Source organism: Acinetobacter sp. YH12070 (assembly GCF_013419625.1).
In the GTDB taxonomy this organism is placed as follows: domain Bacteria; phylum Pseudomonadota; class Gammaproteobacteria; order Pseudomonadales; family Moraxellaceae; genus Acinetobacter; species Acinetobacter amyesii.
The window spans coordinates 34359-55117 of record NZ_VOZT01000004.1 but is presented as its reverse complement, the minus strand read 5'-3'; the positions used below and the strand labels follow the sequence as shown (position 1 = coordinate 55117).

Annotated in this window: 20 protein-coding genes; 9 read left to right on the top strand and 11 right to left on the bottom strand. The window is 42.9% G+C overall.

Annotated features, from left to right (window positions below):
- The 3 genes from lptG to FTU17_RS02200 all read left to right on the top strand — a co-directional run bounded on the left by lptG (position 1) and on the right by FTU17_RS02200 (position 3934).
- Positions 1–1071, top strand: coding sequence for an LPS export ABC transporter permease LptG (gene lptG, locus FTU17_RS02210; protein WP_168378229.1), 1071 nt, complete (start codon positions 1–3; stop codon positions 1069–1071).
- 122 nt (positions 1072–1193) lie between these two features.
- Complete coding sequence (gpmI, locus tag FTU17_RS02205) at positions 1194–2741, top strand: 2,3-bisphosphoglycerate-independent phosphoglycerate mutase (protein ID WP_180049867.1); 1548 nt, start codon at positions 1194–1196, stop codon at positions 2739–2741.
- A gap of 17 nt (positions 2742–2758) precedes the next feature.
- Positions 2759–3934, top strand: a complete 1176-nt coding sequence (locus FTU17_RS02200; protein ID WP_180134597.1) for a S41 family peptidase — start codon at positions 2759–2761, stop codon at positions 3932–3934.
- A gap of 22 nt (positions 3935–3956) precedes the next feature.
- Here FTU17_RS02200 and FTU17_RS02195 read toward each other — a convergent pair whose 3' ends face one another.
- The 4 genes from FTU17_RS02195 to FTU17_RS02185 are packed head-to-tail and all read right to left on the bottom strand — an operon-like array spanning position 3957 to position 7625.
- Positions 3957–4973: a sigma-54 interaction domain-containing protein gene (locus FTU17_RS02195; RefSeq protein WP_373684049.1), complete on the bottom strand. Its 1017-nt coding sequence runs from the start codon at positions 4971–4973 to the stop codon at positions 3957–3959.
- A 46-nt stretch (positions 4974–5019) separates the two neighbouring features.
- Positions 5020–5382 carry a response regulator gene (locus FTU17_RS17720; protein ID WP_373684048.1) on the bottom strand — a complete coding sequence of 121 codons (363 nt, stop codon included), beginning with the start codon at positions 5380–5382 and terminating at the stop codon, positions 5020–5022.
- A 19-nt stretch (positions 5383–5401) separates the two neighbouring features.
- Positions 5402–6967, bottom strand: a complete 1566-nt coding sequence (locus FTU17_RS02190; RefSeq protein ID WP_180039937.1) for a PAS domain-containing sensor histidine kinase — start codon at positions 6965–6967, stop codon at positions 5402–5404.
- Positions 6968–6989: 22 nt separating this feature from the next.
- Positions 6990–7625, bottom strand: coding sequence for a response regulator (locus tag FTU17_RS02185; protein ID WP_078189449.1), 636 nt, complete (start codon positions 7623–7625; stop codon positions 6990–6992).
- 212 nt (positions 7626–7837) lie between these two features.
- Here FTU17_RS02185 and FTU17_RS02180 point away from each other — a divergent pair, with 212 nt between their 5' ends.
- The gene (locus tag FTU17_RS02180) at positions 7838–8887 is read left to right on the top strand and encodes a serine hydrolase (RefSeq protein ID WP_180134606.1); all 1050 of its coding nucleotides are present in this window, start codon (positions 7838–7840) and stop codon (positions 8885–8887) included.
- Between the two features lie 126 nt (positions 8888–9013).
- Here FTU17_RS02180 and thrC read toward each other — a convergent pair whose 3' ends face one another.
- From thrC to xerD, 4 genes are all read right to left on the bottom strand, one after another.
- Positions 9014–10153 (bottom strand): threonine synthase, encoded by a 1140-nt coding sequence (thrC, locus tag FTU17_RS02175; RefSeq protein WP_078189447.1) that lies wholly within the window; start codon positions 10151–10153, stop codon positions 9014–9016.
- Positions 10154–10215: 62 nt separating this feature from the next.
- Positions 10216–11520: a homoserine dehydrogenase gene (locus FTU17_RS02170; protein ID WP_180008061.1), complete on the bottom strand. Its 1305-nt coding sequence runs from the start codon at positions 11518–11520 to the stop codon at positions 10216–10218.
- Between the two features lie 130 nt (positions 11521–11650).
- Positions 11651–12463: a DsbC family protein gene (locus FTU17_RS02165; RefSeq protein WP_180134596.1), complete on the bottom strand. Its 813-nt coding sequence runs from the start codon at positions 12461–12463 to the stop codon at positions 11651–11653.
- A gap of 96 nt (positions 12464–12559) precedes the next feature.
- Complete coding sequence (xerD, locus tag FTU17_RS02160; protein ID WP_180134595.1) at positions 12560–13477, bottom strand: site-specific tyrosine recombinase XerD; 918 nt, start codon at positions 13475–13477, stop codon at positions 12560–12562.
- Positions 13478–13649: 172 nt separating this feature from the next.
- Between xerD and FTU17_RS02155 the strand changes: the two genes are divergently transcribed.
- From FTU17_RS02155 to ftsW, 5 genes are all read left to right on the top strand, one after another.
- A complete protein-coding gene (locus FTU17_RS02155; protein WP_078189444.1) occupies positions 13650–13913 on the top strand; it encodes a FeoA family protein in 264 nt (87 codons plus the stop codon).
- Entirely contained in the window at positions 13910–15775 is a 1866-nt protein-coding gene (gene feoB / locus FTU17_RS02150) for a ferrous iron transport protein B (protein ID WP_180134594.1), read from the top strand. The genes FTU17_RS02155 and feoB overlap by 4 nt, the downstream gene beginning before the upstream one ends.
- 36 nt (positions 15776–15811) lie before the next feature.
- Positions 15812–16063 (top strand): DUF6587 family protein, encoded by a 252-nt coding sequence (locus tag FTU17_RS02145; RefSeq protein ID WP_180105638.1) that lies wholly within the window; start codon positions 15812–15814, stop codon positions 16061–16063.
- A 159-nt stretch (positions 16064–16222) separates the two neighbouring features.
- Positions 16223–17569: a UDP-N-acetylmuramoyl-L-alanine--D-glutamate ligase gene (gene murD / locus FTU17_RS02140; RefSeq protein ID WP_180105639.1), complete on the top strand. Its 1347-nt coding sequence runs from the start codon at positions 16223–16225 to the stop codon at positions 17567–17569.
- Positions 17570–17590: 21 nt separating this feature from the next.
- On the top strand, positions 17591–18787 hold the full coding sequence (gene ftsW, locus FTU17_RS02135; RefSeq protein ID WP_078192579.1) for a putative lipid II flippase FtsW: 1197 nt from the start codon (positions 17591–17593) through the stop codon (positions 18785–18787).
- On the opposite strand, the gene FTU17_RS02130 is transcribed toward ftsW, so the two are convergent.
- The 3 genes from FTU17_RS02130 to dksA all read right to left on the bottom strand — a co-directional run bounded on the left by FTU17_RS02130 (position 18776) and on the right by dksA (position 20571).
- Positions 18776–19036 carry a zinc-ribbon domain-containing protein gene (locus tag FTU17_RS02130; protein WP_180049846.1) on the bottom strand — a complete coding sequence of 87 codons (261 nt, stop codon included), beginning with the start codon at positions 19034–19036 and terminating at the stop codon, positions 18776–18778. The genes ftsW and FTU17_RS02130 overlap by 12 nt on opposite strands.
- A gap of 85 nt (positions 19037–19121) precedes the next feature.
- Positions 19122–20039: a tRNA glutamyl-Q(34) synthetase GluQRS gene (gluQRS, locus tag FTU17_RS02125; protein WP_373684047.1), complete on the bottom strand. Its 918-nt coding sequence runs from the start codon at positions 20037–20039 to the stop codon at positions 19122–19124.
- Between the two features lie 4 nt (positions 20040–20043).
- Positions 20044–20571 carry an RNA polymerase-binding protein DksA gene (gene dksA / locus FTU17_RS02120; RefSeq protein ID WP_078189438.1) on the bottom strand — a complete coding sequence of 176 codons (528 nt, stop codon included), beginning with the start codon at positions 20569–20571 and terminating at the stop codon, positions 20044–20046.
- Positions 20572–20759: the final 188 nt, after the last annotated feature.

The window sequence follows — 20759 nt, the reverse complement described above, 5'->3', positions numbered from 1 at the left end:
ATGTTGGCACGTCGTATAGTTGCAAAACATGTGACCAAAACTACTGCTTTAGCCATGCTTGGTGCGACCGCGGTATTGGCTGGCTTACAAGTGCTTTTTACTTATTTAGGTGAATTGGGCTCGCTGAAAGAAGGCTATAACGCATGGAATGCTTTGCAGTATGTGTTATGGAGTTCACCGAATTATTTATATGAAATTTTGCCGATTTCAGCCTTGATTGGTGCAGTACTGGGTTTAGGGACTCTAGCTTCAAACAGTGAATTGATTGTGATGCGTTCGGTCGGCATCAGCCTATGGCGGATTGTGGGCTGGGTGATTCGTTCGGCACTCATTTTGGTGGTTTTATCCTTTGCATTAAGCGAATGGGTCATTCCCTATACCAATGAACAAGCCAAAAGCGTCAAAAGTCACCGCACTGCGGCTGAACTGGGCGAAGTCAAAGGCTATTGGTCACGTGAAGGCCAGCGCTTTATTTATATTGACTATGCCAATTCGCAAGGTCAAATTAAAGATGTTCAGGTTGTTGATTTTGATGAAAAATATCGTTTGCGAGGCACTTTGGATGCGGAGCAAGGGAATTTTGTCAAAAATGGCTCTTGGACACTGCAAAATTCAACCCAAGTCGACCTATTAGCGACGGGTGATGCTGTAGCTAAGCAAAATGCTGAACAGCCGCTTTCATTGGCATTGCAACCTAAATATGTGCATATGGTTACCATTGACCCTGAAGATTTATCACCAAGTCAATTGGTGAGCTTTATGAGCTATATGCATGAATATAGCCAAGTCCCGAAAACTTACCAATTGGCGTTTTGGCAAAAGTTTGGTTCGCCCTTTGCTTTAATTGCCTTGGTGGTGATTGCTTGTTCATTTATTTTTGGACCTTTACGTCAACAGTCGATGGGTTTCCGCTTGGTGATTGCCTTATTTGCTGGACTGGGTTTTTACTACTTACAAGATTTCTTGGGTTATGCAAGTTTGGTGTACGCGCCATCGCCTGCATGGTTCGTCTTTATACCAATTATTTTGATGTTTGTAGCGGGTGGCTACTTGCTGCATCGCGCACGTTAAGTGCATGCAAGATTGAGTAAAACAATGTTGATGACCTAGATAAACCATGGTTGTCACATAGAGTCTTCACCGAAAATTCGGTAAGATAGTATGATTAATTTATAAACGAAAGAGTGTTCATTATGACGGATGCAACTGCTGGCAAAATCCCACACGTATTGGTAATTATGGATGGTGTGGGTCATCGCGAAGCGGTCGAGGACAATGCCTTTTTAGCAGCAAAACGACCAAACTTGACTGCAATGCAGGAAAAGCATCCGCATGGATTGATTTCAGGCTCTGGCGAAGACGTTGGTTTACCTGATGGTCAAATGGGTAACTCTGAAGTGGGCCACATGAACCTTGGTGCAGGACGTGTGCTGTATCAAGACTTTACTCGTATTACCAAAGATATTCGTACCGGTGCCTTCTTTGAACATGACGTATTAGTCGATGCGGTTGAAAAAGCCAAAGCTGCAAACCGTGCTGTACATATCATGGGCTTGTTGTCTGAAGGTGGTGTGCATTCACATGAAGATCACATTGTGGCGATGGCTGAATTGGCATTAAAACGTGGTGCAAAAGTTTATCTTCATGCATTCCTTGATGGTCGTGATACGCCACCAAAAAGCGCACAACCTTCGCTTGAAAAATTAGATGCGCTGTTTGCTCAGTATCCGGGTCAAGGTCGTATTGCTACCATGATTGGTCGTTACTTTGCGATGGACCGTGACAACCGTTGGGATCGTGTTGAGCAAGCTTATCGTCTTTTAACTGAAGGTGAAGCTGTGCGTACAGCAGCGACTGCTGTTGAAGGTCTAGAGCAGGCTTATGCAGCTGAAGAATCAGATGAGTTTGTGAAAGCGACGCGTATTGGTGATTTAGCACCGATCCAAGATGGTGATAGCGTTGTCTTTATGAACTTCCGTGCTGACCGTGCGCGTGAAATTACCAAAGCTTTTGTGGAAAAAGATTTTGCAGGTTTTGAACGTAAAGTGGTTCCCGCTTTATCAAAATTTGTCATGTTGACACGTTACCAAGCAACAATTGATGCACCTGTGGCTTATATGCCAGAAGCGTTGCATAATTCGATTGGTGAATACCTGTCTAATTTGGGTAAAACACAACTTCGTATTGCTGAAACTGAAAAATATGCACACGTGACCTTCTTCTTCAGTGGTGGACGTGAAGATGAATATCCGGGTGAAAAACGTATTTTGATTCCATCACCAAACGTTGCGACTTATGATTTAAAACCAGAAATGAGTGCTTATGAAGTCACTGATGAGTTGGTTGCCGCAATTAATTCAGGTGAGTACGACTTACTGGTGGTGAACTATGCCAATGGTGATATGGTCGGACATACTGGTGTATTTGATGCAGCAGTCAAAGCAGTTGAAGCTGTAGACACGTGCTTAGGTCGTGTGTATGAAGCTGTGATGGCAAATAAAGGGCACATGCTCGTGACCGCCGATCATGGTAACGTAGAGCAAATGCAGGATTACCAAAGTGGTCAGGTGCATACTCAACATACCACTGAACTTGTGCCGTTTATCTATGTTGGCCCGACCAATGCAACAATTACAGAAGGTGGTGTTTTGGCTGACGTAGCGCCGACACTTTTAACGCTTATGCACATTCCTGTACCAACAGAAATGCAAGGTCGTAACTTGATTACTCTTGAATCTTAAAATGTAAGGAAGCATGAATGACTAAAGCACACTGGACGTCAGTTGTAAGCCTTACAGCCTTGCTGCTGTGTTCTAGTCATTCGACATGGGGAGCCGACAAAGCAAAGTCGGCTTTCGATGAATTTGATGGCAGCTATGAACAAAGTTATGCCGAAGTACCTGTCGAATCGATCCAACAATTTGTTCAGATCTATGGCATTGTCAAAGAAAATTATGTAGTTGAAAAAAATGACGATGCATTATTCCAACAAGCCATCAAAGGCATGGTCAGTGGTTTAGACCGTTATTCACGATATCTTTCACCTGAAGACTATAAGCAGCTTTTGCAATACACCGAAGGGGATATTGCGAGTGTCGATTTCAATTTGCGCTTTGATGTAGGTTTACAGCAATGGGTCATCACCAATTTAAAGCCTGATGCCGATTCAGCGAAGCTAGGTCTGAAAAATGGCGCAGCGGTGTTTAAAATTGATGATCAAGAACTCAAAAAACTCAATCAAGATCAAGTGCGACACCTGCTTACCGGCAGTATCGGCTCGACGCTGAATCTACAGTTGATAACTGCAAGTCAACCGATCAATTTGGTCAGAAACACTAAAGTTGAAACAGATATAGAATCTAAATTATTAAATAATCAGGTTTTAGTTTTACACGTTAAAGTTTTTCAACAAGATACAGCCAATGAAATAAAGCGTTTGATTGAAAGTCATGGTTCGCGTGTCAAAGCGGTATTGTTTGATTTAAGAAATAACCCTGGGGGGTTACTGTCCGCAGCAGTAGAGTCTGCCGATTTATTTTTGAATCAGGGCATTATTGTGTCGACTCGAAGTCGATCTGAGGGTGACCAACAATTTCAGGCTTTACCAAGTTTTGAATTTCAAAATATGAAAGTCGGCATCTTAATCAATAATCGTTCTGCTTCTGCCGCAGAGGTCTTTACCGCAGCATTAAAAGAGCATAAACGTGCATGGGTAGCGGGTGAGAAAAGTTATGGTAAAGGTGTGGTTCAAAAACTATTTCCATTGAGGAATGGTGCGGCTTTACAAATGACTGTGTCGCAATATCTGACACCGAATGGCAAAATGATTGAAGGAATTGGGGTGCAGCCAGACTATAACTATCCGCTGCAACATGATGCACGTGAAGATCACTATGTCGATCATGTTGCAGAGTTATTGCTGAATCAAAAATAAACAGCAATACGCTGGAAAGCTTTTACTCTTCGTCTTCGGTATCTAAACCGAATTTTTTCAAACGATAGCGCAATGAACGGAATGACATGCCTAATTTTTTTGCGGCAAGGGTTCGGTTCCAGTGGGTGATGTTCAACGCATTCATGAGCACTTCTTTTTCGATATTTTCTAAAAAGAGCTCTAAGCCTTCTTCAGGTAGTTTGCGAGGGACCACACTCTGTTCGTTGCTGTTTGCACCTAGCTGAGCGGATTCATTCGTTGTTGGAGCGGAATTGAACTGAGCACTTGGTTGTCTTAATGGCGCACTTTGCAGATGTTGAAGATCAATCTGATCATCATCGCAGAGGGTCATAGCGCGTTCGATAATATTGCGGAGTTCACGCACATTACCTGGATAATATTGGCTGAGCAGGAAACTCTTCGCACGTTCAGTTAGAGGCCTAGTGGCAATTTCCCATTCATGGCTAATTTTTTGAATAAAATGTTGAGCCAATAAGAGGATATCGTCGCCACGTTCACGTAAGGCAGGCAACACTAAATCCATCACATGGATGCGGAAGAATAAATCTTGGCGGAAGCGACCTTGTTGGACGAGTGCTTCTAAGTCCTGATGGCTGGCGCTGATCACACGGAAATCAACGTCAATTTCACAGTCTGAACCTACAGGACGAATACGTTTTTCCTGTACTGCGCGTAGCAATTTAACTTGCATGGCTAAAGGTAGTTCGGCAATTTCGTCCAAAAATAAGCTACCGCCATGTGCAGATTGAATCAGACCTTGTTTGTCTTGGGTGGCACCACTAAAGCTGCCTTTTTTATGGCCAAAAAGTTCACTTTCCATTAACTCTGTGGGAATTGCCCCGCAGTTAATGGCAATAAAGGGTCCTTCATTACGGTTGCTTAAACGGTGAACCAAATTGGCCACGACCTCTTTACCCGTACCAGATTCACCCGTAATAAAAACAGGTGCTTGTGAACGTGCAATTTTCTTTAGAGTTCGACGCAATTGCTGGATTGGAAGCGATTCACCAATCAACATTTTATGTTCTAAAGCATCTTGCGAAGTAATGTCTTCGGCCAATGGCTTATTCAGGGCTTTTTGTAGCAGTTTCAAGATGTTTGGGATTGATCGGTTTGCTGACAAAATCGAATGCTCCCGCCTTTAATGCGGCAATGGCAATGTCCATGTTGCCATAGGCTGTAAGCACAGCAACGGGCAGGGCAGGACAGTGTTCATTCATCCAATCTAAGAGCTGTAGACCATTACCATCGGGTAAGTTGAGATCGGTTAGACAGGCATCGTAGCTATAGGTAGACAAGGCTTTTTTAGCTTCGTCGAGGCGATGTGCAACATGCGTTTTAACCCCCATCCTTGATAAAGACATCTGCATCAGCATACATAAGTCTTCTTCGTCATCAACTAACAATACCAGTGGTTGTGAATCCACAGTTTTCCCCTAAAAACAATTAAATAACAGCTTGTAAGCACTCAATCCTAAAGCAAGCTCCCTGTTTTTGTTCTACATAGGAAAGCTGTGCTTGATTCGCTTCACAGAAGCTATGAGCAAGATATAATCCTAAACCAGTTCCAGTAATTTCGGTACTAAAAAATGGTTGAAATAACTGTGCGCGGTTTTGTAAAGCAACCCCATGACCGAAATCTCGGACATCGATCTGGACTTTTTTCTGATCCGTACGCGCCACCACTTCGATATACGACATGTCCGGATTGTTATGGCGAATCGCATTACGAATTAGGTTGATTAAAATTTGTCTGAACTGTGCCTCATCAAAATCGATTAAAGTCTTGGCTTGTACATTGAGCCGAATGTTCTGTTGAATGTCTGCCAGATCTTCTTGCAGGAACAACGGTAAAAATTGCTCTAGATTCAGACGAGTCGGATGGGTTTCCTTATTGCGCACCATATTTAGGGTGTCTTGAATAATTCGGTCAATCCGCACCGCTTGACGTGAAATCATATGATTCAACATGTGCTGTTGTTCGGTATCACTTTGCGGATATAAATCATTGGCATGCACAATCGCCGCTAAAGGATTACGAATTTCATGTGCAATACTGGCGGAGAGTTGCCCTAAAGCGGCTAATTTTAGTTGTTGCACTTGCTGATTGAGTTTTTGTGCATCTTGTAAAATCAGCAAGGTCAGCATTTGATGCGGCACAACGAGTTTTTGTACGAGTACCTGAATGTGGTATTGGCTTTGTTGGGATTCAAATTGGAATTTTTCACCGCTTTTTAAATCTTCAAATTTGAGTAATTCAAATAAATCGGGCTGCGTGGTATACAGTGGATATTGATCATGATGATAAAAATTTGGCATGCCGAGTAAATGGCAAGCAGCAGGATTACTCAGCACCACATGACAGTTTTCATCCAACACCAAATAGCCCGTATCAATCTGCTCCAAGATATAGCGGTTAATGTTTTGTAGTCGATGTAGCTCTAAGGATTGCGAAAAATTCAGATTTTCTAGTAACTGGAAACGTTTCACGGCAATTTGCGCACTGCCATACACCACACAAAATAAAAAAGCCAAAATCGCACTGTTGGTTAAATTTTTGAGTGAGGTAAATTCAAGAATTGAACCTAAAAACAGTTGATACACCACGCAAATCACAGCGATGAGGGTGATGACCAAAGCTTTTTGGGCATCTAATAACAGGGATGCTGCAAAAATCGTAATCACAAACAGCAAACTCAAATGTAAATTAGGTCCATCGATGGCTAAGGTCAGTAAGCTCAGCGAAATGACATCTACAATGAATAACAGTAGTAACTGGTTTGGGATCCGGACTTTGAAACGTCCAAGTGACATGAATTGAATGCTGGTAAACAGCAAATAAATCGTCAATACATATAGGTATAAACGTGGGTATTCATAATCTGAACTGAATTGAGTGTAGGTCAGTAAAAAGACCAGTAACAGACAGGCACTGATGATAAAGCGATAAGCACTGTACCAAAGGCCCAAATGATACTGGTTCAATTCACTATGGATTGAACGCTGTGTCATAAGTAACAGGATGTACGTTGTGTTAAGGTTTGATTAACCCGTAGCGAATCGCCAAGTGAGTTAGTTTGACATCACTATCAATATTCAGTTTTTCAAAAATGCGGTAACGGTAGGTATTCACCGTTTTAACGCTAACAAATAATTTATCGGAAATTTCTTGTGCACTAATACAATTGACCACCATCATGGCAACTTGCATTTCACGCTCAGACAGGGCGTCAAAAGGTGATTGTTGTGTATCAGACAAATATGAGCTAGCCAGTTGTTCCGCAATGTCTGCACTGAAATATTTGCCACCTTGCATCACTTTATTAATCGCACGGACCATTTCAGTAACTGGTGCACCTTTGGTGATATAGCCTTTGGCACCTGCTTTTAACAATAAAGACGGGTAGGGTTCTTCAGCAAGTCCACTGACTGCGAGGACTTTTGTATCTGGCGCTGTTTGAAGTAGGCGACGTGTGGTTTCTACACCTCCGATCCCCGGCATATTGACATCTAATAGAACGACATTTGGATGGTGTTGGCGAACAAGTGTAATCGCATCTTCACCCGATTCGGCTTGTCCAATGACTTGGACATCTGCATGGTCTTCGAGCATACGGCAAATACCAGTACGGACTAATTCATGGTCATCTACCACCAAAACTGTGATCACCTACACTCTCCCTCAAATCAAAATCTGTTTTTTTTGTTACATAAAGCAAAATAAGCTTGCAATGAAACGACAAAATTAGCAATCCTATTCTTATATGAAATGAAAAACTTCATACACAATGTGTGAGCAAAAAATGTTCGTAGTTGTGACCAATGTACGGCATATTGCTGGTCTTGCGCAAATGTTTAGTATCCTGAGTTGAGTGAGCAATGGTGAAAAAATTAAATAAATCCTTCATGCACGTTTTGGGCATGTCAATTTTATTCAGTATGAGCAGTTTCAGTTCTGCTGAAATTGTGATGAATAGTGCTGCAAGTCAGCAGTCAAATATTAGCTGGTCATCTGAAGATGCAAACCAGTTACTCAACGGTGACGTGTCTTATAGCGCTGAAGAGCTATCTCCTCAAGGGTCAACTAAAGTGACTACTTCTGTACGTAGTACAGGCGGTGTGGTACAGACAGCACCATCAAAGACGGTCCGTATTATTGATACCAATCAATACGCAGGACAGCCCTCTGTAAATGCGCGTGCAGCACTGGTTATGGATGGTCAAACTGGTGAAGTGCTATATAGCAAAAATAGCAATACCGCTTTACCGATTGCATCAATTACCAAACTCATGACAGCAGTAGTGATTTCAGATGCCCGATTAAACATGTCTGAAAAGATTATCTTACAACAGTCTGATTTCTCATGTTCAGGTTGTAAAAGCTCAAGTTCAACACTTCGTGCTGGCGACAGTATGAACCGCGCAGAAGCATTGCTGTTTGCTTTAATGAAGTCTGAAAATCCAGCGGCTTCGGCATTAGCACGTACTTATCCAGGTGGTCGTTCTGCATTTATTTCAGCGATGAATGCGAAAGCACGCTCATTAGGAATGAACTCGACTCATTATATGGAATCGACTGGCTTGCATCCAGGCAATGTTGCTTCGGCACGTGACTTAGGTATTTTGGTGAATACCGCTTCGCAGTATGGTTTGATTCGCCAATTTTCAACCACACCAAGTTATGACTTTAATTTGGGCTACCGCGTATTGAAATCAAACAATACCAATGCGTTAGTGCGTAATGGTGGTTGGAATATTAATATTTCAAAAACAGGATTTATTAATGAAGCAGGGCGCTGTGTTGTGATGCATACCACATTGAATAACCGTCCAGCGGTAGTGGTGTTATTGGGTGCGGATTCTTCAGTTGCACGAACCAATGATGCGACACGTTTAATGAATTGGGCGAGCCAGTTACCAAAACGTATTTAACAAGATTTCAGATTTTTCATTCTTTCAGTATTTAGATTTACTCAACGTTTAAATGCTGAAGTGAATGCAAGATATAAAAAAAGCCCTGCAAGAGCAGGGCTTTTTTTTATTCAGTCAGCATATAAATTACATATTTGACAGAATTGAATCACGAACTTGATCCATAGTTGCATCAATCGACAACATTACGGCATCTTGGCATTGCTTGATGGCAGTGTCAGGATCTTTTAAACCGTTACCTGTTACAGTACATACGATCACAGAACCTTCAGCAATTTTACCTGCTTTGATGTCACGAATCGCGCCACCGATAGAAGCTGCAGAAGCAGGTTCTACGAATACACCTTCGTACATAGATAGTAGACGCTGTGCTTCTAAGATTTCAGCATCTTGCAGTTCGTCAAACCAACCTTCTGAGTCGCGGACTACGGCTTTAGCATGGTTCCAGCTTTGTGGATTACCAATACGGATCGCAGTTGCTACAGTTTCAGGGTTTTCTACAGGTGCGCCGCGTAGGAATGGTGCCGCGCCAGCAGCTTGGTAACCCACCATTGTTGGTAGACCCGCAGGTTTTGGACCTGTGAATTGATCAGTTTCAGGATCATAAACTACTTGTACAAATTCTTCTTTAGGCTGATTCGCCACAGCTTCGGTATAACCCATCCAATGTGCTGTGATGTTACCCGCATTACCTACAGGTAGGCAGTGGTAGTCTGGTGCACGACCTAACTCATCCACGATTTCGTAAGCAATGGTTTTTTGACCTTGCAGACGGTATGGGTTGATTGAGTTTACAATCGTAACTGGTGCTTGATCCGCAACTTCTTTTACAAGACGCATACCGTCATCGAAGTTACCGTGGATTTGCATCGTTACCGCGCCATACATCATCGCTTGTGCCATTTTACCCATGGCAATTTTGCCTTCTGGGATTAACACGAATGCTTTAATACCCGCACGTGCAGCATACGCCGCTGCGGCAGCAGATGTATTACCTGTAGAGGCACAAATAATCGCTTTTGAGCCTGCTTCCACTGCTTTTGTTACGGCCATGGTCATACCACGGTCTTTAAATGAACCAGTCGGGTTTAAGCCCTCGTACTTCACATAAATTTCAACATTTTTGCCAATAATGCGTGGAATGTTCTCAAGCTTAATCAGTGGCGTATTACCTTCGCCCAAAGAAATTGCGCGAGTAGTTGCAGATACGGGTAAACGGTCGCGATAGCGGTCAACTAAACCAGTATAACGATTGGCATTAGACATGATGATGTTCCAATTGTGTGTAGAGCTTGGCGAGAGGAACTGAAATATTCCCCTCGACCCGATTAATTATCAAGCGATTCTAAACGAATTCGTACAATTTCGCCATGAATGACAGGCAATGCTTGAATTTGTTGAAGGGCTTCATCCATTTTAGATTCTTTGACTGGATCAGTCAGAATCACGATAGGAATAAGGTCTTTTAAGCGCGGCTGTTGCATGATCGCATCGATGCTGATTCCTGCACGGCTTAAAATCGTAGTGACATCAGCAAGAACGCCAGTTTGATCTTCGGCATTAATACGGATGTAGTATCCTGTGGTCATTTCTTCACGTGGAAGAATTGGTAAATCGGTCAGTGCTTCAAAAGCAAGCTGTGGAATTGTACCAGCGCCATCTTCGGTATATGAGATGTCACGGACAATATCGACAACGTCAGCAACCACCGCTGATGCTGTCGGGCCTGCACCTGCGCCTGCGCCATAGTAAAGCGTTGGACCAACAGCATTGGCTTGAACCAATACAGCATTTTTAACGCCATTTACATTGGCAATCAGTTGGTCTTCAGGGATCAGCGTTGGATGAACACGAAGCTCAATACCCGTTGCAGCACGACGTGCAATACCTAAATGTTTAATACGGAAACCAAGGTCTTCTGCATATTTGACATCTTGCGCAGTGACTTTGCTGATGCCTTCAGTGAAGACTTTGTTAAACTGGAGTGGGATACCAAAAGCAATAGAAGCCAGCAATGTTAACTTGTGCGCTGCATCGATTCCTTCGACGTCGAAAGTTGGATCTGCTTCGGCATAACCGAGTTCTTGCGCTTCTTTGAGAACGTCTGCAAAGGCACGACCTTTTTCACGCATTTCAGTCAGGATAAAGTTACCTGTACCGTTAATAATACCTGCAAGCCAGTCAATTTTATTGGCTGCCAAACCTTCACGGAGGACTTTAATAATTGGGATACCGCCTGCGACAGCTGCTTCATAAGCAATCTGAACGTGATGATCATCGGCCAATTTAAATAATTCATTGCCGTGTTCAGCTAATAAAGCTTTGTTGGCTGTAACCACTTGTTTGCCATGAACGATTGCTTCACGAATTACTTCATACGCAGGGTGAATGCCGCCCATAACTTCAACCACAACGTCTACATCGGGTTGACGGACGATATCTAATAAATCAGCACTTTGCTTCACTGAAGCAGGCAGTTCTAAATCAGGACGAGGGCGACGCGTACCCACATGGGTAATTTCAATTTCACGACCGGTGCGACGTTTAATCTCAGCAGCATTTTCTTTTAGTAGTTTAAGGGCACCACCACCCACAGTACCAAGACCGAGGATTGCCAGACGAACTGGTTTCACGTCACACTCCATTTATTTCATCATTGCTTTAAGTGAGTTTAGATCATAGCTAAAAAAACGTTCGGACTCTAGGGTAGAAATCACTTTATTCCTACCCATAAAAAACATTCATTTAGCCTATAAAAATTAGTTATTTAAGCGCACTTTCAAGTTCGGAAGCCGACATGTACGCACCGATGTGTTTACCTTCTGCGTTATAGATCGCTGGCGTACCATTCACACCGATATTTAAACCCATTTCATACATGCTGCGCACTGGGTTTTTACATGATGCTGGCTCGATTTGCTCACCGGCAATAGCTTTATCAAATGCGGCACGACGGTCTTTGCTACACCAGATATTTTCCATCATTGGCATGTGTTGTTCACCACGTGGCCAAGCGATATAACGGACTTCAATGCCGCGGGCATTAATATCATCCATTTGTTCATGTAATTTGTGGCAATAAGGACAGCTGACATCGGTAAATACATAAACCACGTGTTTGGTTTTACCTTTGGCTTTATAAATCAGTAAGTCTTCAGTTTTTAATTGATCAAATAATTTTTTGTCGGCTTCTGCTTGTAGGGTATCGCCTACATTAAAGAGTTGTTTTTCACCCAAACGAACCACGTCGCCTTGGAAAATGTATTTACCATCAGCTGTAGCATAGACCGCAGGCATGCCTTCAAAGCTGACCCAAAACAAATTAGGAACTTCAGTCGCTTTCACCCCAGTGACTTTGGCATTGATATTGGCTTTTTGCAGATTGGATTGCAAAGTATCAATTAAACGCTGCTGAGCATTACGTTCAGATAAATTCGAAGCTTCACCAGTTGCAGGTGTACTTGCCGTTAATGTCGCGTCTTTCTTTTCGTCATTATTTGAATTAGAACAAGCCACTAACGCCATACTGGCAACAAGTGTCGATGCGAGAAAAATTTTTGAACGGGTAAATAACATAAACAACCCTTTTCTTTTAGCTTTATCAAACAGGTGAGTAAGCATAGCAAAAAATATCGGGCACGATAGAACTTCTTGGTCTGATATTTCCTGCCGTTAAGCTCTTGGATGATAGTCTGCATGTAATTTTTGCATACGAACTTGCGCGACATGGGTATAAATTTGCGTGGTAGACAAGTCACTGTGGCCGAGCAGCATCTGCACGACACGTAAGTCGGCACCGTGGTTGAGCAAATGCGTGGCAAAGGCATGACGCAAGGTATGTGGTGATAATTCGGCTTGAATACCTGCAATGAGCGCATAGCGTTTAATCGCGTACCAAAAGTTTTGGCGACTCATCATTCCACCGAGTTGAGTGAGAAATAAAGCATCGGTTGCGCTTTTGTATAAGACGGGACGTGCTTCAGCTAAATATTTCTCGATCCATTCCACCGCCATTTGACCTAAAGGAACTAAGCGCTCTTTATTGCCTTTACCAGTAATCCGTAAATAGCCTTGTTTCAGATTGATCAGTTCTAATCTTAAATTTAATAACTCAGAGACACGTAAACCACAGGCATACAGCACTTCGAGCATGGCACGATCACGTAGACCCAATGCGGTGCTGAGGTCAGGGGCATTAATCAGTGCTTCGACATCTGCTTCAGATAAGTCCTTTGGTAGGGCACGACCCAATTTGGGTGTTTTATGGATTGCAACAGGATTGTCGCTGCGTATTTTTTGTTCGCGTAAGAACTTGAAAAATGAACGCAGTGCAGAAAGTGAGCGGGCGATCGAGCGAGGGCTTTTTCCTTGTTTAGTCAGGCTGAGCAAGACATCTGAAATGTCGTCACTGCTCCAATCTGTCATGACATGTGTATGACACCCACTGCATTGAATTAAATCAGATAAATATGCATTTCGAGTATGTGGACTGACCGTTTGAGCAATTAAATCATCACGATATCCGTGTAAAAAACTGAGTGTTTCTGGAATTTGGACTGGGGTCGGGATTCGTGGTTTTTTATTTAACATGTGCCGCTCATTTTTGAAATTAAACCAAGAAATCACAATGGTTTAATGCAATGTAATTTAAAAAAATAGTCGTGTCGATGCTAGATTGTTAAATGAGAATTGAAATCGAATCCGATTTGTTAATTATTCTCATTTGTTTGTATAATGTTCAAAATTTTTTAGGGTTAGTTGCGTGCGATTATCTGATTTGAAAGTGAAACAAAGCGCAGTCATTCATAAGGTACATCGTAACCAGAATGGCAACAATGCTCCGGCTGATTTAGTCGCTAGCCGTTTAGAGACTTTGGGTTTTGTTCCCGGAACAAAAGTACAGGTGATTACCAAAGGTATTTTTGGTGGTGACCCGATTTTAATTCAAGTTGGGTTTACTCGTTTCGCACTGCGAAAAGTAGAAGCTGAAAAAGTGGAAATAGCAATGGAAGGGGCATCAGCATGAGTGATGCGTTACGTATTGCCCTCGTTGGTAATCCAAACTGTGGTAAAACTTCATTATTCAATCATTTAACTGGTACACGTCAGAAAGTTGCGAACTATGCTGGGGTAACGGTTGAGCGTAAAGTTGGTCAATTTACGTTGCCATCGGGTAAATCTGTTCGAGTTTTGGATTTGCCGGGGACATATAGCTTAGAAGCGACGAGTCCTGATGAAGCCATTACGCGTGATGTCGTGCAAGGTAAAATTGCAGAAGAAGGGCATCAAGATGTCTTTTTATGTGTAGTTGATGCGACAAACTTAAAATTGCACCTCGGTTTGGTCATGGAAATGATCGATTTGGGTCGTCCAATTTTACTTGTCCTCAACATGATGGATGAAGCACGTCGTCGTGGCATGCAAATCAATACCCAAAAGCTGTCTCAGCGTTTGGGTGTGCCTGTCGTAGAAACCGTTGCTGTACGTAATGCAGGTATTGAAAACTTAATGGGCGCTTTGGATGCCGAAGGCTTCAGAAAACCAGATGCGTCATTAAGTGATACCAATCTTTCTGGGACTAACCACGAAAAAATTGAACAAATTTTAAAAGACGTGGTGGTGTTTGTTGATCATGAAGATAAACGCTCAGACTTCCTCGATAAAATTTTTTTACATCCAGTCTTTGGTTTAATTACCTTAGCGGTGATGATGTTTATTATCTTCCAAGCGGTGTTTGCATGGGCTGCGCCCTTTATGGATGGTATTGAAACCTTCTTCGGTTGGTTCGGTGAATTGGTCGGTGAACACATTTCACATCCACTCCTGAACAGCTTGGTGGTTGATGGGATCATTGCTGGTGCAGGCGGTGTAGTGGTGTTCTTGCCGCAGATTTTAATTTTATTCTTCTTTATTTTGGTTTTAGAAGAATCAGGTTATTTACCACGTGCAGCATTCTTACTAGATAAGCTGATGTTTAAAGCGGGTTTGAGTGGACGTGCTTTTATTCCTTTGCTGTCGAGCTTTGCCTGTGCTGTACCGGGCATCATGGCAACTCGGAGTATTCAAGATCCTCGAGATCGTCTGGTAACGATTTTAGTTGCGCCATTGATGACTTGTTCGGCACGTTTACCGGTTTATGCCTTGCTGATCTCGGCATTTATTCCAGAGCAAATGGTCTGGGGCGTCTTTAACTTACAAGGCTTGGTGCTATTTGCATTATATGCAGCCGGGATTGTGAGTGCCTTAATTGTGGCAACAGTGCTGAAATTCTTCCAAAAAGATAAATCACAGCATGCCTTATTGATGGAACTTCCAAGCTACCGTTTCCCAGATATTAAGAGTGTTTGGATTGGTTTACTGGACCGTGCCAAGATTTTCTTGAAACGTGTCGGTGGCATCATTTTCGCTTTATCGATTTTGTTATGGTTCTTGTGTACTTTCCCGCAACCGCCAGAAGGAGCAACCTTGCCGGATATTGATTATTCATTGGCAGGTATGCTTGGGCATGTATTACAACCGATCTTTGCACCATTAGGTTTTAATTGGCAGATCTGTATTGCCTTAATTCCAGCGATGGCGGCACGTGAAGTCGTTGTGGCGGCATTGGGTACGGTGTATGCCTTGTCTGCAACAGATGAAGATGCCATGTCTCAAGGTCTGGCAAATTTAATTAGTAGCGATGGGTCATTGGGTTGGTCATTGGCAACCGGTCTATCATTATTGGTATGGTTTATTTATGCGCCACATTGCTTGGCGACACTGGCGACAGTTAAACGTGAAACTGGCTCCTTGAAAACGGTGAGTTTCATGACTATCTATTTATTTGGTTTGGCTTATCTAATGGCATTCATCACGTATCAAATTGCAACACGCTATTTTGGATCGTGAATTGTGAATGGCAAAAGCTGAACAAAGGAGAGAGACATGCTTGAATCAATAATTATTGCGGTATTGGTGATTTGGAGTGCTGTCGTGGTGTTTAAGAAGGTATTTCCAAAAACATCGAACTCAGTCTTCACAACTTTTTCTGAGCACTGTGCAAACCGTGGTTGGAACAGTCTAGCCAAATGGTTAAAGCCAAAAATAGCAGCAGGCTGTGCAGGCGGTTGTGGATGTTCAGCTTCGGATAATTCATCTGCAAAAAAAGCTGAAGTACAAGCGGTGAAGTGGAAATAAGCTCACCTTCAATTGCTTGAAGAAACCGCCCGAGATGGGCGGTTTTTTACGAGCGGACACAAAAAAACTGCGAGAAAGTGAAAACATAAAAAGCATTCAAAACAGCAAAGTGCTAACATTTTGTCAGATTTAAAAACCGACCAAAAAAATGGGGCGAAAATGTTAATACAGCGTGGTGGATTGAAGGTTGTTGCCGGATTAGGGATTTCTGGTGTTTCCGCAGTGAATTTCTTACATAGCCATGGCTACCGCGTTGCAGTCACCGATTCACGAGCAGTCCCACCGGGTCATGATCAAATTCCAAGTGATGTACAAACCAGTTTTGGTCAGTTGGATCAAGATTTATTACTCCAAGCAGAAGAAATTATTATCAGCCCGGGGCTAGATCCAAAATTACCGCAAATTCAGGCGGCCATTGCAGCCAACATTCCTGTGGTTTCAGAAATTCAAATTTTACGTCGTGCGACGGATAAGCCAATTGTCGCGATTACAGGTTCGAATGCGAAAAGTACCGTAACGACTTTATTTGGTCTTATGGCAGCAGATGCAGGCAAAAAAGTGGCAGTGGGTGGCAACTTGGGTCGTCCAGCTTTGGATCTCACCAAAGATGATCCAGAGCTTTATGTTTTAGAGCTTTCAAGTTTCCAATTAGAAACCACGTCAAACTTGGCAGCAGAAGTGGCTGTGGTGTTGAACATGAGTGAAGACCATTTGGACCGTCATGGCGATATGATGGGCTATCACACTGCGAAGCATCGTATTTTCCAAGCGGTGAAAAAAGTGGTGTATAACCGTGATGACTCATTAACACGTCCATTGGTTCCAGATGTCACCCCAATGCAAAGCTTTGGCTTAAATGCACCAGATATGAATCAGTTCGGTATTTTACGTGATACTGATGGCACAATTTGGTTGGCACGTGGTCGTGAGCGTTTACTGAAAAGTGCGGACATGTATATCCAAGGGACTCATAATGTGGCAAACGCCTTGGCATGTTTAGCTTTGGGTGAAGCGATTGGTTTGCCACTAGAAGGCATGTTGGAAACTTTGAAAACCTTTAAAGGTTTAGAGCACCGCTGTGAATTTGTCAAAGAAGTGAATGGTGTTCGTTATTATAACGACTCTAAAGGTACCAATATTGGTGCGACTTTAGCTGCGATTGATGGTCTAGGTGCTGCGATTGAAGCCAAAGGCGGTAAAGTGGCGATTATTTTAGGTGGTCAAGGCAAAGGGCAGGACTTTACTGCGCTACGTGATTCACTTTCAAAATATGCCAAAGTTGCGGTGTTGATTGGTGAAGATCGTCCAATTATTGAAAAAGCGGTTGAAGGGACAACCACGCTGATTCATGCTGAAAGTTTGAAACAAGCGGTTGAGCTGTGCCAACAAAATGCGGTAGCCAATGATGTGGTCTTATTGTCTCCAGCGTGCGCAAGTTTTGATATGTTTAAAGGCTACAGTGAGCGTGGACACCAATTTGTTGATTGTGTGAATGCACTCGTTTAAAAGAACGATAAGGAAAGTTGTATGGCTGGGTTGGCTCAGACGACCATAAATAGAATAAATGAAGTTGTAGAGCGTTGGCTTCCTCGGTTACCTGCCGAGGTCAACGTGCGCAATGTTTTGGTGTTCTGTGTTTTGGCATTGTTGTGTATTGGTTCGATCATGGTAGCATCTGCATCTATGCCCTATGCAGAACGCATGCATGAAAATGCTTTCCATTACATTTCACGACATGGGATTTCGATTGCCGCCGCCGCCGCCGCTGCCTATATCGCCTATAAAGTGCCGTTGAATGTTTGGTTTAATAACACCTTCTTTTTATGGATTATCACGATTATCTTACTGGCTGCTGTATTGGCTGTCGGGACAGAGGTCAATGGTTCTAAACGTTGGATTCGTATTGCTGGTTTCACCTTACAGGCTTCGGAAGTCGCCAAAGTCATGATGGCGATATTTACCGCAGACTATGTGGTACGGCGTGCCGAAGAAGTCCGCAATAACATCAAGGGCTTGGTACGTTTGGCAGTGATTATGGCTGCAACTGTCGGTTTGGTCATGGCAGAGCCCGATTTAGGGGCGACGGTGGTGATTGCCTTAACCATGCTAGGGGTATTCTTCCTCGCAGGAGCACCGTTGATTCAGTTCGCAATTGCCTTTGGTGCGATCATCATGGCCTTTGTGTTCTTGATTTTATTTGAACCTTACCGTTTAGAACGTTTGATGTCGTTCTCAAATCCATGGAATGATCCATTAGGCGCAGGCTACCAGTTGTCGAATGCATTAATGGCTTTTGGTCGCGGTGAATGGTTTGGTGTCGGCTTGGGTCATAGTATTCAAAAAATGTCGTATTTACCTGAGGCTCATACTGACTTCATGTTGGCGGTTTTGGGCGAAGAATTTGGCTTCTTTGGGATTTTGACCGTATTGACGCTGTCATTTGTGATGTTGATCTGCTGTATTCGCATTGGTCATCGTGCTTTACGTCATCAATACTTACGTGCAGGCTACTTGGCTTATGGCATTAGTATTATCTTCTTGCTGCAAATTTTGGTGAATGCCGGCATGAACATGGGCATGCTTCCTACCAAGGGTTTGACCTTACCGTTTATTAGTTATGGGGGGTCTTCTCTGATTATCTGTGCGGTTATGGTGAGTCTGATCTTAAAGATCGATGCGACGACCAAAGAAGTAAACCCAAGTAAAGAAGAATCAAGCTTCTAAATTGGTATCTCGTTGCGGATCGGGAGATGCATGGTGGAGGACACTGGCTGGCATCTCCGTTCCACAATGGAGACATTTGACCAAGCTCGCCTTGGCTTTAGAAAGGGAAATCAATGGGATAAAAAATAAAGAAAAATAATTACGTTGCTGTTTTAACTCATACTGAGTTCTGCTTCGGCAGACAGGGCAAGTAAATTGGCTCTTTTCAATGACTTTGGTTTTCGGACCAAATCCAAAAATAAAAAACATTAGGCTCTACAATGGTCGATTGATCACTTTATTAAAGCATAATTCAATTGAAAATCGAGTGATTGGCTTAGATCAATATTTGGGTTTATTGATAGATTTGAGGCAATGCTGTGCCATGGGGAATATATTGAATATTCCACTGCGCAATCGCCTGTTGCAGCATAATACGTGGCGTATCTAAGTCGACTGCCGGTTGGTGTAGGGCTTGCAATGCTTGTTGTAATAAAGGTGCCGCTTGGCTTAAATCAAGAGCTTGAGCCATATTCTGTTTTGAAAGTTTTTGTCCCTGATTATTCATTGCCAATGGCAAGTGCATGTATTCAAGGTGTGGATAACCCAAAATCTGTCCGAGCCAAATTTGACGTTCGGTATTGTCCAAAAGATCAGCCCCACGTACGACATGGGTCATCCCTTGTAGGTAGTCATCCACCACGACAGCAAGTTGATAATTGATAATGCCATCACGGCGTTTTAAGACAAAGTCACCTAAATCTTGCTGCAGATTGGAGCAATGCGTCCCTTGTAAGCGGTCGGTAAAACAAATGTTCTGTGCATCGACTTTGATTCGAATAGCCTGATCCTGAAGGGGAAGACCAAGATTACGACATGTACCTTGATAGATATGATTCGAACCGAGCATTTTTCGGGTGCATTGACAAGCATAGACCAAGCCTTGGGCATGCAAATGTGTAATGACCTGCTCATAGATTTCGAGGCGGTCTTTTTGGAAAATGATCTCGGTATCTGGTTCGAATTGAAAAGCATCAATACAACGTAAGATGTGTTCTTCGCTGCCGGGAAATATACGTGGAATGTCGGTATCTTCGATACGAACCACCCATTGCCCTTGATGGGCACGGGCATCGCAGTAGCTTGCAACTGCTGTAATTAAAGAGCCAAAATGCAAAGGGCCGGTTGGCGATGGCGCAAACCGACCCACGTAATGCTCTGCAGCTTTCCCTCCCTTATCTAAAGGGAGGGCTAGAGAGGAATTACTCAACACAGAATTAACCGTTATTTTGCTTCTCTTTGATCTCTGCAAGTGTTTTGCAGTCGATACATAAAGTCGCTGTTGGACGTGCTTCTAGGCGACGTAAACCAATTTCGATACCACACGTTTCACAGAAACCGTAGTCATCATTTTTGATCGCTTCAATTGATTGTTCAATTTTACGGATCAGTTTACGTTCACGATCACGTGTACGAAGTTCAATCGCAAATTCTTCTTCTTGCGTTGCACGGTCGTTCACATCTGGAAGCGCAGTATTTTCGTCCTGCATGGTATTCAAAGTACGGTCTACTTCTGACATTAACTCAGCTTTCCACGCCAATAAGATGTGGCGGAAATGCTCAAGTTGCCCTTCAGACATGTATTCTTCATTCTTTTTAGGCTGATAAGGTTCAATACCAAATAAGCTTGCAGTAGAACCACCTTCAGTCGCCTTTGGCTTTGATTTGCGCACGCGTTTGGTAGACTTTTCGTCTACTACATCAGTTTGTTCGTCTAAGACTTGATTTTGGTTGTCATTCGCCATATAGGGCATTCCTCATCATATGCATATATCTATACGCAAAAAATATGGTGATATGCAAGTTTTTTATCCACCCAACACAGAGTTTCCTTCTGTGGGGGTCGTCATCATATAGACTTTTTCTGCTTATTGATAGTCTTTGATGTTTGGATTCTAACTATCACTTTTCCTTTAGAAGGCATAAAGTAAAG